Annotated in this window: 14 protein-coding genes; 4 read left to right on the top strand and 10 right to left on the bottom strand. The window is 54.6% G+C overall.

Features of this window, described 5'->3' with window-relative positions; genetic code table 11:
* Nucleotides 1-26: 26 nt before the first annotated feature.
* Nucleotides 27-530 carry a hypothetical protein gene (locus AC1Q6D_RS26350; RefSeq protein WP_054076208.1) on the bottom strand — a complete coding sequence of 168 codons (504 nt, stop codon included), beginning with the start codon at nt 528-530 and terminating at the stop codon, nt 27-29.
* Between the two features lie 37 nt (nt 531-567).
* Between AC1Q6D_RS26350 and AC1Q6D_RS26355 the strand changes: the two genes are divergently transcribed.
* From AC1Q6D_RS26355 to AC1Q6D_RS26370, 4 genes are all read left to right on the top strand, one after another.
* Nucleotides 568-1032 carry a hypothetical protein gene (locus AC1Q6D_RS26355; RefSeq protein ID WP_158249403.1) on the top strand — a complete coding sequence of 155 codons (465 nt, stop codon included), beginning with the start codon at nt 568-570 and terminating at the stop codon, nt 1030-1032.
* Between the two features lie 861 nt (nt 1033-1893).
* Nucleotides 1894-2871 (top strand): hypothetical protein, encoded by a 978-nt coding sequence (locus AC1Q6D_RS26360; protein WP_102594955.1) that lies wholly within the window; start codon nt 1894-1896, stop codon nt 2869-2871.
* Nucleotides 2872-2883: 12 nt separating this feature from the next.
* A complete protein-coding gene (locus AC1Q6D_RS26365) occupies nt 2884-3483 on the top strand; it encodes a hypothetical protein (protein WP_146012964.1) in 600 nt (199 codons plus the stop codon).
* On the top strand, nt 3480-5669 hold the full coding sequence (locus AC1Q6D_RS26370) for a hypothetical protein (RefSeq protein WP_102594953.1): 2190 nt from the start codon (nt 3480-3482) through the stop codon (nt 5667-5669). Before AC1Q6D_RS26365 ends, AC1Q6D_RS26370 begins: the two co-directional genes overlap by 4 nt.
* Nucleotides 5670-5808: 139 nt before the next feature.
* On the opposite strand, the gene AC1Q6D_RS26375 is transcribed toward AC1Q6D_RS26370, so the two are convergent.
* From AC1Q6D_RS26375 to AC1Q6D_RS26415, 9 genes are all read right to left on the bottom strand, one after another.
* The gene (locus tag AC1Q6D_RS26375) at nt 5809-6237 is read right to left on the bottom strand and encodes a hypothetical protein (protein ID WP_102594952.1); all 429 of its coding nucleotides are present in this window, start codon (nt 6235-6237) and stop codon (nt 5809-5811) included.
* 395 nt (nt 6238-6632) lie between these two features.
* On the bottom strand, nt 6633-7667 hold the full coding sequence (locus tag AC1Q6D_RS26380; RefSeq protein WP_102594951.1) for a type IV pilus twitching motility protein PilT: 1035 nt from the start codon (nt 7665-7667) through the stop codon (nt 6633-6635).
* Nucleotides 7668-7688: 21 nt separating this feature from the next.
* Nucleotides 7689-9830, bottom strand: a complete 2142-nt coding sequence (locus tag AC1Q6D_RS26385; protein ID WP_102594950.1) for a DNA topoisomerase — start codon at nt 9828-9830, stop codon at nt 7689-7691.
* A 152-nt stretch (nt 9831-9982) separates the two neighbouring features.
* Complete coding sequence (locus AC1Q6D_RS26390) at nt 9983-11023, bottom strand: ParB/RepB/Spo0J family partition protein (RefSeq protein WP_102594949.1); 1041 nt, start codon at nt 11021-11023, stop codon at nt 9983-9985.
* Nucleotides 11024-11149: 126 nt separating this feature from the next.
* Nucleotides 11150-12268 carry an AAA family ATPase gene (locus AC1Q6D_RS26395; protein ID WP_054076219.1) on the bottom strand — a complete coding sequence of 373 codons (1119 nt, stop codon included), beginning with the start codon at nt 12266-12268 and terminating at the stop codon, nt 11150-11152.
* A 241-nt stretch (nt 12269-12509) separates the two neighbouring features.
* Nucleotides 12510-13643 carry a hypothetical protein gene (locus tag AC1Q6D_RS26400; RefSeq protein ID WP_102594948.1) on the bottom strand — a complete coding sequence of 378 codons (1134 nt, stop codon included), beginning with the start codon at nt 13641-13643 and terminating at the stop codon, nt 12510-12512.
* Between the two features lie 905 nt (nt 13644-14548).
* Complete coding sequence (locus tag AC1Q6D_RS26405) at nt 14549-14758, bottom strand: hypothetical protein (protein WP_146013455.1); 210 nt, start codon at nt 14756-14758, stop codon at nt 14549-14551.
* 278 nt (nt 14759-15036) lie between these two features.
* Nucleotides 15037-15321 (bottom strand): hypothetical protein, encoded by a 285-nt coding sequence (locus AC1Q6D_RS26410; RefSeq protein WP_102595666.1) that lies wholly within the window; start codon nt 15319-15321, stop codon nt 15037-15039.
* 12 nt (nt 15322-15333) lie between these two features.
* On the bottom strand, nt 15334-16245 hold the full coding sequence (locus AC1Q6D_RS26415) for a hypothetical protein (RefSeq protein WP_102595667.1): 912 nt from the start codon (nt 16243-16245) through the stop codon (nt 15334-15336).
* Nucleotides 16246-16332 lie beyond the last annotated feature (87 nt).

Genomic DNA, 16332 nt, shown 5'->3' on the forward strand with positions numbered 1-16332 from the left:
AGCTGCCGCAGGCTCTTCTGCCGGGGTTACGCCAGCGCCGCGTCCAGTCGCTGCAGCCGTTCCACGGGCGACAGCGTCGCCAGTTTCTCGACGTCCATCTCGCCCTTCGGATACCGCTCCAACGCCGCCTCGACTATCTGGGCCATCTGCGACGCGTCCGCGTTCATCGCTGCGTACAGATAGCTCTCGATCAGCGCCAAGGGACTGTCCGGCACCAGATCTCTGGCCAGCATCGCCTCGGCCAGCATCGCCGGCGTCAATTGACTCCCCGGCAGAAAGGCCAGCACGCTGCGGCCCAGGCTCTGCGCTGCGAACTCTTCCAGATCGCTCTGTCGCATCAGGCCCTGGTTCAACGCCCGCTCCAACTGGGCTGCCAGATCCCGCTGGAGCAGCTCTTTCCACTTGCTCCAGCTCGGTCGCTCCATGAACTCGTTGTGCTCTGTCTCGTTCAGCACCAGGCCGAACGTCAGCAGCATCTCCTGGTTCTCGAACACCGGCAGCAACCGAAACAACTTCACCTTCTTGCCCATAAACGTCTCTCCACACACCATTCAGGAACGAACCCATTTGCGGTTCATTAGTGACACTTGCAAGCAACGCATCACTCAGGCTTGCCAAGCGTCGTTCCACTGGCAAGGTCGAATCAACAAAAAGCACCAGGCGGTGCGTATCCCCTTTCGAACTCCCCCAAACCGCCGCGACAACCGGGAAGTCCGTATTTTCAGCGAGGAAGCGGTTCACCCCGGCGATCAGGCGTTCTTGCGAATTACCCAACACCATCAAGACAGCCTGCGAATCCTCAGGCATGCGCTGAAGCACCTCGCGGAATACGTCCACCCATGGGGACATCAAAATCGCCGCGGAGGGGCCCATTGCCTGAATACGCTCAAACTCTTTTGCGTCAGGCATCGACTGGTAAGCCGCCTGCAGGATGGGGCGATCATCTCCAGCGTGGATCGCGTCCACGAACTGCTCAATGGCCGACTTAGGGTTGACCGCTGGCTCAACTGGAGCTGGGGTAGTGGTGGCTGACGACTCAGTGGCAAGTTCAACAGCAACAGTCTGTGGTGAGTCCGCCGAAGGCTGCTCGACAGCAGGCGCTACATCGTCGAGGAACCCGGGAATAAACAGCTCTTCGTCTTGGGCTTCCTGCAGGTCGAGCTCACGAGCTTTAGCAGTCCATTGATTGAAACGATCAACGGCACCGTCGATCAGCTGCTCGGGGAATTTGCCCTCAGCATCCGGACTGACCAGCAACACCGTCGACCGATCACGGTCCTCAAGGAAGGCCTTAGGCAGCTTCACCAACCAGGCAGCAGCTGATGCCTGATCTGCCAGTGGTGGGAAATGGATGGCAAGAATCTTTCTCTCAAAGAAATAGCCTTGCTTGCCCCCAAGCTCAAGCAATGCCTGTTTGGCAGCTTCAGTGCCCCCTAAGGCGACGAAAAAAAACTTTCCCTCGGAATTGCGCCACATCTCAAGCGCAGCCCCGTAGGCCTCAAGGTTAAGCCACCGGATCGGCTTCATCGCTAACCTCCATAAAGTGCTGGGATTTCGAATTCTGTGCTTCGTACAACACATAAACGCGTTGTCGATTAGCCCTGTAAACAACCTCAGTTGAGCGCAGCAGCCGGAGCGCCACAACTTCTATCGTGTTGAATACTCAGTACTATAACATCGGCCAAACATATGTCCAAGCCGACTAAACACCACAATCCTTATTCCTTTATGGAACATAGCGCGCAAATCTTAGATCGGTTTTGCCAACCCGCTTTTCGTTACATAGCGCCGGCACGGCGTAAACAATAGATTTTACACATACAAAATATTGTACTATTGAACTGACGATAGCATTTACAGGCAGCCTCAGCCGCTCTTGGAAGGAACACCTCTATGCGCATAAAAACCATCGCCATTGCCACGGCCCTCTCGCTCACGCCGATGCTTGCCTCGACAAAGGCATACGCTGCTTACGACACGGCGCTGCTTGCCGCAATCTTGCAGCAAGCCATCGCGCAGCTGATCCAACAACAAACAATCAACACCACTATCGATGACGGGCTGGGCAACGTCGAGGGCGCAGTTAAATCCACGGAGCAGACCATCAAGCAAGAGTCGGAACAGAACGCCCGAGCGATCGTCAACGGCCAGGTAAGCGTCTACAACCAACAGAACCAAAAGGATCAGCAGGCCTCGACGTTCTGCCAGGAAGATCAGGTTCTGCCGACTCAACTCGGCAAAGCAGTTACCCAGAAAACCTATAGCCGCCAAACCAGTCTGTACAACAAGTACAACGCTGTGGATGCCGTGCGCGAGCCCGCGAAATTCACCGCGAAGCTGAACCGCGACGTGAAGTCCAACGTGACCGAAGCCTGCGATCCCAGGGTCCTGCCTCCGGTTGGCAAGAAGGACCTCGACAACGGGCCCTCCCCAATGAGCTGCACGGAAACCCAAATCGAGCTCGCCACCTCCGTGGCAAGCGGCAGAAAACCTGCTCCGCAGCCACCAGACGCGCTGAAAGAAACCGACGTCGGTGAAGTGCTGCAGCAAGAGATTGATACCTACAACTTCCGGATGTCAGCCGTAGAAGGTGCGATTGGTTCGTCGATGAGCGAAGAGATGGATGCCAAGCTTGATGCTTATCAACGGCTATTCGCCTCTCCCACCATTGAAGAGATCAATGCCATGAGCGGCACCGGCGGGATTTCCCGCGACGCCCTGGTGCAGCAGCAACTGCAGAATCAGTTACTCCTGAACATCTTCAAGCAGTCTGTCGAGCAGCAGCGCCTGCTCGCGATCCTTGTATCGCAACGCGAAGAGGACCACCGCAAACAGATCGGTGCACTCATTAGCAACTCCGGCCGCCAGTAAGGAATGCCTCCCATGACGACAGAGCATCAACCGCCGGCCGCGCCGGAAGCCCCACAAAGATCCAGACGCTCCAAAGCCCTTACCGGACTTGGCTGGCTCACTGGAGTCACCCCAACCAAAATGGCGATTCAGGAAGTCAGCTCCATGGCCCGGATCTCGGGTTGGGCTCTCGCAAGTTTGAAGGGAATGATCAGCTTCAACCGCGCGCAGGCGAAGGACGATGCTGAAAGCGCGAGAAAAGCACCTGAACGGTTTTGGGATGAACTGGTGGTCAGTGCCAACATTACGGATAAGTCCTTGCGCATGCGGTATGCACTCGCCTACTGGTTCAGTTACCTCCTCTTCACCGGCCTCGCCGGCGGGATCGGCATGGTTGCCACCATCTACTCCATCCCAATGGCCTTGATCGGCAACGTCATGCTGCTCAATGTGTTGTTGATCATCTACATATCCAATCTGCACAAGCTGTACACCGCCCGGGAGCAGAAGGTGATCACCATTCCGGCGTTCATCAAGCAAATCATCAAAAACCCAGGCCTGCTGTTCCCTATACCGCTTCCGAAGGACTTCAAACTTCGGATCGCCGCCCCGCCTAAAGGAGAAACCCCATGAACTCCTTCTCCGCACTTGTCCTGGTGTGGCTGTTTGGCACCTGGATGTTCGATGCCGGCGAGCTTTCAAGCCTTGGTAGCGTACACGCTACCGAAGTTACGCCGCTCACGATTTTCGCCAGTTACTTTTCGATCGTCGGCCTGGCAGGATTCGGGATCCTTTCGTCGTGGGCCATGTTTCTCGGGATTTTCCGCCTCCGGCAGAACGGTAACTTTTTTGGTCAACGGGACGGCAATGAGGCGTTTTTCTACCCACTGCGAGTGATCCTTGCACTGACCCTCTGCGCTCCCGTTATTCCGGTCTCAAGCGTCGGTGGTTCAGACATTGTGCTTACTCCAGGGCACCACCTAATTGGTGGCATTGCCAAAAGTGGCAGCCGTTGGGGAGATGATGCGCAGACCCAAAGCTTCAAACTGATGCACACTTACAACCTCTTCAACGAGCCCAGCTATGAGGTCTCCATCAGCAAGCCTGAAGCGAAGGGCATGATTGGCAACTGGCTTACCCTGGCAACGTCGGCCACCGGCTACTACGTCCACAAGAACCCTCAGGACCACTTGGCCGGCATCAGTGCAACTGACCTGGCCACCAAGCTGATGGAGGGCGCCTGGCGCCGACAGTACACGGACAGCTCGAAACCTGGTTACTACGGACCAGCATCGTCGACGGATCAGTTCATCAACGAGATTCTCAACAACACCTCGATCCCCTTGATCCCCCCTACCGACGCTATCGCTGCCGCGATCAAGCACAGCGATCCCACAGTCGCCGAGGGCGCCGGAGAAGGCACTGTTGGGCATGAGATGGGGTCTGAGAACTTCCTCTGCAGCTACACCGGGGCCAGTGGGTTCGCGGCGTCGATCGTCTGCTCCGACGAGCAGATTGCGCTGCGCGTGGCCAATGACAAATCCATTTCCCAAGGACTGGCCTCTGCACAACGGCAGATGTGGCAACGACTCGTACAAACACAACTGAGCCGTCACCTGAGTGTCAAGAACAACGCTTCCGCGGCGCAGGCAGCTGCACTCTCTACCTCTGCTCAGACGTACCTTGAACAAGAGGTTGACTGGTACACCACCACCGCGAAGGACGTGATCCGCCAGACCATCGCCGGCAACCTCCTCGCCGAATCCGAAAGCTACTTTGAGTCGCTGCAGGAATGGGGCTGGATGATGGGAGGAACCTTTGTGTTACGTGCAGCAAACGACTTCACCCGGGCGCAGGGATATGCATCCGAAGGCACGTCCAAGCTTTACCCTACCAGCAGCCTGGCCGACCTCACGGTAGGCGACGATCTGACCAAGCTGACCATGAATCAGGTCGATCGGGAGCTACAGGGTAAGGGCACCTCGACCAACTTCAAGGAACTGTTCGGACTCAAGATCCTGGGCACCGACCCATCCAAGGCCAACCTTTATACCGTTGCGGCTTTCGGCCGGGAGCTCGCCGGCACCGGCATGATGTTTGTCAGTGGGAGTGGTCTGTCCTGGCTGACCAACCAGAGTAAGGGCTTTACCAAGGCTCTGTTTCTGATCGGCATCGTCCTATTGATCGGTGGCGCGCTGATTGGCTACGTATTGCCTGTCGTCTTCGCTATTTTCGGGCTAATGGGCGTAATCAGTTGGTTGACCTTCGTCGCCTCTGCCTTTTTCGGGGTCACGCTTTGGGGGGCCGCCCAAGCGGCGCCGAAGGGTGAAGAACATACCTCGCAAATGGCTGGCAAGGGCTGGAACACTCTGATCTTCATCGGTTTTTATCCGGCACTTGCGGTAGGCGGGCTCGCCGCGGCAGTGACCATTACCAGCATCGGCCTGCCGATCGTCAATACCATCATGTCCGGACTTTGGGGAATGATGGACAACGGCGTTGCGGACCTTAGTCAGCCCTTTGACGCACTTGCGGGCGTATTGATCGGCTCGGTAATGATGGTGTTGTTGACCTGCTTGCTTTTCTGGTCGGTGTGCATCACCTCCGCTTCGCTGATCACCAACTTTCCAAGGACCGTGCTGAACATGATCTCTTTCTCGGAACCTGGCCTTAATCCGTATGAAAATACGGCCCAGGGAGTCATGGGCGGCATCAGCGGGATGGTCAAAGCTCCGCTGTCGATCGCGAGCAACACCCTTATGCGCAGGTTTGTTACTCCTGGTGGTGCACCTGGGGCACCCGGCGGAGGCGGTGTATAAACCGCGAGATCGAACGAAGAACCCTGGTCACGGCCGGGGTTTTTTCTGTCTGAAATTGCAGGCGAAAAAAAGGGCGCCCATTCGGTGCGCCCTTCTATTGCAGCTTGTGCCACATTCATACTCGATACCCGCAAACCTGTCAGAGATAGTTCTTGAAGAACACTGGGAAGTTGTTGGCCAACGCCTGGTGTATGGTGCGACCGAACTCATACCTGGTGGCGACCTTGTAGCCATCGCCAGCCGAGTAGACTATGTGCACGCCATCCAGTTGACCTGCAGCTACGCCACCTATCTTCTGAGCCGCGTTAGGTTTCAGGTTCTCGATGAATTTGCCATCGATGTACAGGGCATTCACATAGACATCATCGGCGACCTTGGTCACCTGGTAGTGGTAGACCTTGCCAGGCAGGTTTTTCAGCGGTGGGACGTTCTGGTTAAAATAGGCGGTGGCATCCGCGTCCCATTTAGCAGGCCAGACCTCGCCATTCTTTTGGCCACCACAGCCCACGACCACAGCAGCGGCAACCAGCAGTGCGCCCAGAACGCTCATCAGTTTGATCTTTTTCATGGTTTTGCTCCTTGCCCATCACTTGGGCGACTGCACATTCGTTGTGCCTTTGTAGATATGAAAGCATATATTTCGATAAGTTCAAAGGCTCGGTAAAAAAAAGAAAGCCCCACAGTCAAGCACTGATGGAAAATCTCTCATAAAAGATGCCGCGTCTTGAAAGTTTGCCCCGGGGCACGAGCTTTGGTCACCGTATCCTTTACCAGCAGATCACCTGGTCGGGGCTGGATTTTCCATGATCGCGATGAACGCACCGGCGCTAACGGCGCGGCTGTACAGGTAGAGCGCTTCACCAACTCATTCTGAGCTGTCCCCTGCATTTGCTGATAAAGCGCTATACCTGTACCGCCGGACGCAAGCACTATAGGCACATGGCCAGCCTCAGCAAACTTTTTCTAGAAATCCTCCCGTGCAAAAGCCTTCTCCATTGCGCTTTCTCGGGTAATGACTCCCTTCGATATCAGGCCCTTGAGACACATGTCGAGCGTCTGCATACCGAGCGCGCCGCCGGTTTGAATTGAGGCATGGAGCTGCGCGACTTTGTCTTCGCGAATAAGGTTTCGGACCCCAGGCGTCCCGAGCATCACTTCATGAGCAGCAACCCGCCCTCCCCCCGTCTTCTTCACCAGGGTCTGTGATACCACTGCATGAAGTGACTCAGAAAGCATCGATCTCACCATCGACTTCTCTGCAGCCGGGAACACATCAATCACCCGATCCACGGTTTTTGCAGCCGAGGTGGTGTGTAACGTCCCAAGCACCAGATGACCAGTCTCCGCAGCGGTGAGCGCCAGGCGTACCGTCTCAAGATCACGTAACTCCCCCACCATAATCACGTCTGGATCTTCACGAAGGGCAGAGCGCAACGCTGTTGAAAAACTATGGGTGTCCCGATGAACTTCGCGCTGGTTGATCAGGCACTTCTTGGACTCGTGCACAAACTCAATCGGATCTTCAATGGTGAGAATGTGCAAGTGCCGATGCTGGTTTATGAAATCGATCATAGCAGCCAAGGTCGTAGACTTTCCGGAACCCGTTGGTCCGGTGACAAGTATCAGGCCGCGCGGAGCTTCGACGATTTTTCGAAAGACTTCGCCCATACCAAGCTGTTCCAGTGTCTGCACTTTGTCTGGGATCACGCGGAACACAGCACCGGCACCTCGGCTCTGTGTAAATGCATTGACTCGAAAGCGAGAAACACCTGGAATTTCGTAGGCATAGTCTATTTCGAGGTCAGCCTCATAGGCTGTTTTTTGGGCATCCGTCATGGTTGCCATGATCCATTCCCGAATAGCTTCGTCCGGGAACACCGGCAGATTGATTCGCCGCATGTCGCCATCGATCCTGATCATTGGCGGAAGGCCAGCCGACAGGTGCAGATCCGAAGCGCCCTGCGTCAAGCAGAACGATAAGAGTTCTTGAATGTCCAATTTTATGCTCCCGATCCCGGTTTATGCTTCGAACTTGGCCGTGTGTTTGCACTTCGGAAAACCGGAGCATGCCCAGAAGGGTCCCTTAGAGCTCTGGCGCAAGACCAGGTGCTTCTTCTTGCACTTCTCACACAGTTCGCCAACTACCGCGTCCGCTTTGGGGATCGGCTTGCCGTCTTGGGCAGCCTTCAGGCTGGTTTTGCACTCGCGATCGCTGCAGGCCCAGTAGGGTCCGAATTTTCCGTTCTTCAAGTACGCCATCGGCTTGGAGCACGTCGGGCAATTGGTCGCAAAGCCATTAAACTCGAAGATGGGCTTCATGGCGTCAGCTCGCTCTTGGTTCATGCCTTTCTGCTTATAGAACAGTGCGCATCGTTCGACAGCGTTGTTGGCGGCATCCATGGCTTTTTCGAACGAAATCCTTTCGAACCGCACATGGTCCATGTAGTCCTCCCAGATCGCGGTCTGACCTGGATCTTTGAGGATGTCTGGAATGGACTGGATCAAGAGAAGGGACTTTTCAGAGCAATCGATATCCCCTTTTTTGGGCCCAGGGATAATCAGTTTGCGATTGCGAAGTTCTTTGACCATGTTGGCCCGCGTGGCTTCAGTGCCAAGGCCAGACGTCTCTTTCAACCGTGCACGCTGCTCAGGGGATGTTACAAACTTGTGCACGTTGATCATGTCATCAAGCAACGTACCTTCGGTGTAATAAGGCGGTGCTTTGGTGACACCCTGCTTGACGTCCACCCGCTGAACGAGCGCATCCATCCCGTCCTTTAAGGGTGGAAGCTGCTTCGTTCCCTTTTCGCTGTCATCCTGGGTGGATTCCGCGGCTTTGGGCTCCAGCGCCTTGAACCCCAGCTTCAGCGGAGTTACCCCTGACGCCTTCAGGAGAATGCCGCCGGCGGGCAGCGTGGCGTCGACCTGGTTGTATTCGTAGTCAGGCGAAAGGGCACGGATGTAATAGAGCACGATCAATTGGTACAGGAGCTTCTCGTCCCCGGACAGCCCAGTTGGGATCGACGTAGTTGGCAAGATTGCATGGTGGTCGAAGTTCTTTTGAATCTCCGAGTCAGGCTGAATGCGGTCTTTCCGGTAGATGGGCGATGGGGTGCCGGTGATAGACAGAGAGGGCACCCAGCCCGCGCCTTCCAGGCCGGCAAGGATACCTGGCACGTCCGGGATCTGTTCCTCGGGCATCAAATTGCAGCCCGTGCGCGGGTAGGAAATGTACTTGGCGTCGTACAGTGACTGACCAATATCGAGGGTGTGATCCAGAGTCCATTTCCAGCGGCGGCTGCATTCTTTCTGCAGATCGGATTGACTTGGGAATTTCGGGGGCGATTCCCGTTTGTCATTCGACTCGACGGCCAACTGTCCGCGGGTGCCTTGAATGGAGGCAGCCAGAGCATCGGCTTTGGACTTTTCCCACAGACGGTGCTCATGCCCTTTCGGAGCAAAAGTCATCACGACATCGCCCGCACTGGTGTTCACCAGCGCGGCCAAGGTGAAAAACACCTGAGGTGTGAAGTTGACGATCGCCAAATGGCGAATCACCACCAGATTCAACACTGGTGTCTGAACTCGGCCAATTGGGAACACCGTGCCCGACGGTGCGAATGTTAGCGTAGCACCTCGACTGTTGGTCATTCCCCACATGTAGTCGAATCGTGAGCGCACCAAAGCAGCTTGGTGCAACGTATCAAACTCACGGCCGTCACGCAGCTTGTTCCAGGCAGCCCTCAAACTCGCTTCGTCGAGAGACGACGACCAGAACCGCAGCAAGCGGTATTTGGAGTTACCAGAGAGATCGATGAGCTCTCTTCCGATCAACTCGCCCTCACGTCCACAGTCGGTCGCGATAATGATCTCGTCCGCCGACTTGAGAAGGCGCAGCACGGTTTTCAGCTGCTCTGCCTTGTCCTTGTATGCGGCCATTTTCCAGGTCTTGGGAATGATCGGCAGATTCTCCAAGTCCCAGTTTTTCCAGCGCGGCTCCAGGTCGCCCGGCTCAACCATCTCTACCATATGACCGATTGAATGGGTGAAGATCCAGCCATTTTTCGCCTTGTGGTAGCCAGCCCCGCTTTCGGCGATGCCGAACAGCGATGCATGAACTTTTGACTGAGTCGGTTTCTCGCATAGGACGACGGTTGTCATGGTGCAAAAGGCCTCGAATGATCATTATGCAATGCCGATAATATAACAGAGGCAAGCACGATTAATAATCACCGAAAACAAAAAAGCCAGGCGGGCATCAAGGAAAATCCCTTTCTGCCGGCCTGGCCCTTATGCTCTTTCTCTCGCAGTCGTTAGATACCTTCAACAGTCTGAAGATACTCAGCCACCAGTGTGGCGATTCGTTCTGCGTCGCTTTCGTGATCACAGGAAACTTCTATTTTCCCCTTCACCACTTTGATTGTTCCGATCGGACGCGCCTTTGAATACAACGCCCGCGGCTCGGTTCTCGGCGGCTCCTTGCCAGCATTCAATTGATCCATAATCCAACGAATCGCGCCCTGCTGAGCAAGCTTTCCTTCGCTCATGCTGGAGACCGCCTGAAGGACGACGCTCTCATCGCGCTTGGACAGCTCGACGAACTTCAAAACATTCTTCGTACCAATCAAGCGCGGCTTCTTTTTCAGGTAGTCCTGGATGCTTTCAGGAAGACTCAAGAAGCCGAGGCAACGACTCACGGTCGACTGGTTGACACCCACGCGACGCGCCAAGGCACTCGCCGACATGCTGGGGTTGTCGTTCATGATGCTTCGATAGGCCTTGCCCAATTCAAAGTCAGACAGACCGGCTTCGCCCTGATTGTCGGCCAGCGCCTCGATCTTCGCTTCAGCGTCGGAAAGCTCACAGACCCTGGCCCGGATTTTCTCCCAGCCCAACAGGAGGTGCGCTCGCCACCGACGCTCGCCACCGACCAACTCATATCGGCCATCGCTTTTCTTTCGCAAGATGATCGGCCTGCGCAACTCACCCGCCTCGCGGATCGAGACTGCGAGCAGATCAAGCTCAACCTCATCGATGACAAGCCGAGGCTGATACGGTGATGGGTCGATAAGGCTTACCAACACGTCGTCAGGTTCGGATTTCACGAGAGCGCCATTGCCGGCGGCGGCGTCAGTAGCCGCTGTCTCAGGCGGATTGATAGCAGTGGGTTTCACCTGCGCATCATCGTTGAGCAGGCCGCGCTCAGCCAAAATGACGTCGAGGCCGACATCCAGCTTTTTATCAGGTAGAACGGAAGGCGCTCGAACACCCTGAATGTGGGCCGGCGCTGCAGCGGCCGGGTTCTGCTCGGGAATATGCCTGTCCTGCCCCAATGGCCGCACTTGCTTAACCATTCTCACCACCTCGCAATCTGGAGTACCTATGCACCGTGCATAGCTCCCAATCTGTTCAAAACCTATAACACCGATTATGCACCGTGCATAGGTCAAAAATTAACCAGCTATGCACCGTGCATAGTTTTATCCCTGACCCACCGTGCTCCGGATACGGCTTAGAACTTCCGAGAAAACGCCACGCATAGCTCCCAGGGAATTTTCTGACCCAGACTTCCAAGCCATAATCGGCACGCCTTCTTCCAATGCTTTCGAATAATCTTCAGAGAAAAAAAGCCTTCCGTCTGTGACGCGACCAGGGAACAGCTCAGACAAGCGTGTGAGGTTTGCGAGAATGCGAGGGCGATTTTTGATAAACATGGTTGGGATCGCAATGATCTCAGGGGATCGCTGGAAGTCCTCCTTGAAAGCAGCCAGCTTTCCAGCAAGACGAGAAAGAGCCCGAAAGGAAAACCGATCCATGCGGACAGGGCAGACGAGAAAATCGCTGGCAACCATGCTGTTGCGCGTGATGAGTGAGCCCGACGGCGCGTTGTCGAAAATAATCACGTCATACCCGGAAAAATCGCAATGTGGCAACAGGCCCTTACGTGCCTTCTCGATATGAGCCGCATACCTGAAATCTGAGTTATTGGCTGCGCCGAGTGCAATATCCAAATCGTCCAACGACTCTTCGGCAGGGATCAAATGCGGTCCGTACTCACCGAATGGCTTTTTGATGACCTGCTCCAGCGTCATGGGCGGGAACATATTGTTGATGCCCAGCAGGTTGCCGAAATGACCATTGATCGCACGATCACCAGAAATCCCCATTTCTTCCAGTTCTTCCGGCGTAAGGTCGGGATCGTACCCCAACATACTAGACGCATCGGCTTGCGGATCGTTGTCAATCAAAAGGACCCTCAAGCCTTGGAACGCTAATTCCATAGGCAGATTGACGGAGCAGGTAGTCTTTCCGGTCCCACCCTTTTGCACAAACATCGAAATGGTGATCGGCCTCGACAACCCCTTTGTCAGTCCCTTCTCACGACGCAAAAAGGCGATCTTGCAAATGTCATCGACTGTGTAGGCACGAGCGGAAATGGCTCCGCGCGGCACTCGGCGGATGTCCAGTCCATGGTCACGCTCCACAGCCTTTAACGTCTGAATGTTCAGACCAAGCGCCTCGGCCGCAAACTGAGGCGGGAGATACAGCGAGCTAAAATCAGCGTAGGGGTAATTTTCTTGAGTCGCATCGTAGGCCATCGCTAACACCTTTTTGGGTGGATATGTCCTATTACCGTATACGAAAGAAAATTCATGTCAAAGAAATATATGGTTAAAAGCGCTTTTTTGGCATTAAACCGTATATTCAAAGCCATTTTACGCCTAGAGCCATGATGCAGAAGGGGGAGGGGAGGGGAGCTAGGATGGCGTGGGAGATCAACACCCACTTATCTGGTCTGGCGAGGTGGCCAGCCAAGCAGGCCACCTTACATTACCGCGGTTACATATTGGGCAAGGTCATCTGGCGATCCTTACGCTGGCTGCGTGGCAAGCCCAAGGACTGCTCAGAAGCCGCCATTCGCTTGGATCCCGCCATTACTTGCTTGATCCATTCCTTGCCTGGGTAGAGGGTAAACTCAGCGTCAATGATCGACGGCCGGCCGCGGGGGCGGCGAGCCGGATACAGTTCTTCGACTTTATAATCCTCTAACAAGCCATCCACTTTCATCTTGTCCAGCTCCTTGCAGATCGCCTGGAGACTCCCGCTGAGCTTTACGTGTGAGAGCCCTGCAGTGAGCCTCTTGAGATCGAGCAGCCTGAAGGTAAATGGCAGTTGAGAGGAAATATTCGGCACCAGGTAATGCATTAGCCGAATGAGATAAGCACCAGGTGGCGTATAGCCCTTGGTGATTCCCATCGGGAACTGGCGGTAGGTGACATTCTGAATGGCATGAGCAATTAATGGATGAAGCTTTACCGACCAGACATCACTACCGATGGCCACGTCCGCTTGTTCTTTGTTGCGCTCGAATCCTGGCAAAATGGCTTCACGCTGATCACGCTTATCATTGTTGGAGCCGATGGTCATGATAGAGGACGAGAGAACCTCAAGCGCTTCACGGATCTGCCCGTGACTCAATGTGCTGCCCATGGATTTGAGAATCCGCGCGAGATCCCTGATGGAAAATTTGACGTAATAGGAAACTTCGCCGTTGTCGGAGTGGGCCTCTGCCTGCGCGCACGCATGATGAATCAAGGCCTGCTCGACTGCCTGCTCTTTAACACCCGGGAAACGCCGTTGTGGCTTGGCATTTTTGGTTTTCGGGTAAAAAGTGCCTGGAAACAGCGTGACCTTGGCTTCCTTCCCGCCAATGTTGAAGTCAATCTGATGATCGTTTGGGACAATGCCGGAAGGGTTGTTGAGAAAGTCGCCTGAAAACTTTGGGATCTGTTCCCAGAGCATGATCACGTTCGACAGCTCAGCCCTCTCTCCATCACTGTTGCAGAGGAACCCCTGGAATAATCTCAGTGCCTCAGCCGGCCTCCGTTCAGGGGTGACCGGCGCAGGACTGAAGGTGCCCTCGGGTCCGAAGAAAAGCAGCTTCTCTTCCTGAACTGGTGTAGTAGAGGCCATCCGGTTGCTCCTTTGAATGGATGATGACGTCGTTCAACGCCTGAATGTGCGAACGATAGACGGCTGCTTAATACGTGCGCAACCGGCGCGGGAGATAAACCCCGCGATAATCGGGAGATGCAACGCCATTTATTCCGGAAAAGAGTCGGATATCTCGTTTTCTCCTCGATCTGTAAGCCCGTGTTTTCCGAACCGCCTGGCTTGGCAGGCCGTCAAACCTCGCCTGTCCAAACCAGGCTACGTGGGAGATCAATCGGCTTTTATTTGGCATATTCCACATGAGTCCCCGGGAGATGAAGCGCTCTTAAATCGAAAACCTCACGGGAGACAAATCTAGCTTTAATCACTAACTATCTAATTTTATTGGTTTTATTGCGTTGCTCGACAACCTACCCGCGGGAGACAAATAGCCGTTTAATACCCAGAAACAGGAGGTATTCCGGGTCTTGAAATCGTGTAAAGCCTCACATTATCAGCAGGTTATGCGCGGGAGACAGAATCAACTTTAATTGTTCCAGCCATCTACGCACGCCTTGCACAAGTGGTGTTGAGGGATAGCCCCCCGGTTAAACCCGCTTCACACCACCGCTCGGGCGGGAGATCGATCGGCAGTTAATACCAATAATGGCCAACGGAGGACCGTTCGTCGCCCGCCAATCCAAAGGAGGAAGATCCTCCAGGGGCACAAACCGCGGGCTCGCCAACATGGGAGACAGATTGGTTTTTATTCACCCACAACGACGATCATCAAAGCCTGGACCGCAACCGACACCTAGGGGTTGGCGGGAGACAGATATGGTTTTAATCCCGAATGACAGACCAGCACGCGTCAGCGGGAGATATATCCCGTCTTATTCACCAGGCACCTGGTCCCCATCGTGCTTGAGTGGCGGCTATGCTACGGTTTACACAGCAACGATCACTTCCAGCCAGTAGCTCATTAAAGGCCCGGGAGATAAACCAGCATTAAAGCGGGAGACAGAAGGCGTTTTATGCCTTTTTTGTTCGTTTATTGACCAACATAATTCCCAAAAAAAGAGTGTTGCTGGCAAAACCCGGGAGATAGACCGTTGCTTAATACTGAATACCCGGGAGACGAAGAAGCGTTTATCCATGAGGACATACCGGAAAACGCCGTCAACCCGCTCAAATCCGGGAGATAAATCACTCGATATTCTGAAGGCCCGGGAGATCATTCACCGTATTACCGGGAGATGCGCAGCAGGTTAATTGGGAGACAGAACGCCGCTTATTCAGGCTCGTCCCCAGCAAACTCAAGGGTTTCAGGCGAGCTCCCTTCTTTTGCTTTTATCCTTCTCCTTCATTCTTTTATGAGAAGGCTCAAAACAAGATCGTGAAACTCGCCTGAACACGGCAGGTGACAAGCAAGTCACTATTGCCGCCACAGATACCGGCCGAGCTTCTCAGCTGCTGGATCAGCATTGAGATCCTTATAAAGCTGCGCCTTCAGTCGCTCAGTTTTATCAGCTGCAGCACCACCAGTGGTCGCACCAGGCTGCTTGCTGCCGCCCTCCGCCATCAGCTCGGAAGTCACCCCATCGGGCCCATCAAACGACTTGGGGTCGGTTTGAATTTCGTTCATCGAGCTACCACCTGCGGCAACCGCCAGAAGAGTGAACGACGACAGCAAGACAAACACACCAATTTTCTTGACCATGCTCACACCCCCTTAACGATCAAAACTCAGATCAGGCTCATCGGACAACACTGGCTCAACCCGGCCCAAATCATCAGCCCCTGGTCGAGTTTCAGCAGATTTATCTCCCCCAGTATCAAGCTTGCGAGGCAGGATCGACGCGGCATTACTGATTAAGCTGTTCAGTAGTGTTGGCTGGGCAGCCTTCTGCAAGCGCTGGATATCGCTCTGGCTGACTACTTGGATACCCTCGGCTTTGGCTAAGGCGGTCACCAGGTGCATGAATTCCGGGGATCCCTTGAACCACATGGTTTTCCAGCCCGCGGCTTTACCGCATTCAACAAAGGCCTGAGCCACTTCCTGATCCGATGTTCCTCGCGCTTTGCAACTTAGTTTGCCACTGGAAAGATCCATACTGATCTGGCTGGAACGGATCAAGCCACCATCAGTTTTGAAAGTGATTTCATCCCCAGAAACTGAAAAACTCGATCGCAACCCACCTTTCGAGATCGGACGCAGCAGCAGCGCCTTGGCATCAGCCCAGTAAGCTTCGGAAAGGAGTGCAGCAAGCGCATCTGCACGCTTCTTCGCATCAGTCCGGCGGGTTTGATCCAAATCCGCCGGCGTTGCAATTCCACCGGCCTCCTGAAGCTGGCTTTCAACCAATTCCGCAGGAGAATAACCCGGACCACCGGCCTCGAAGATCTGCTCTGTCTGAACGTCTGCGATTGCTTGTTGAGCTTGCTTCTGCAGCAGCGGTTCAGGCTCGGGCATCGGTTCCTCCTTCAGGACCGGGGAGGGAATGTCCTGAACACCTTCGTTGGCCCCTTTCAAGAGGAGGCTGGAGATGTCGTCATCATCGAGAGCCCACAACGGGGTTTGCCCCGCTGGGGCTGCAGGTGTCGCAGCTGCGGATGGTGGGTTGGCGGGTTCAAGTCGGCGCATATCGATTCTCCATTTTACTGTGGTTACACAGTCTCAATAGTAATATAATCGGCATGCACTCGATAGATTATGTATTCCTCACTTTCC

Source organism: Pseudomonas sp. MT92 (genome assembly GCF_058792515.1).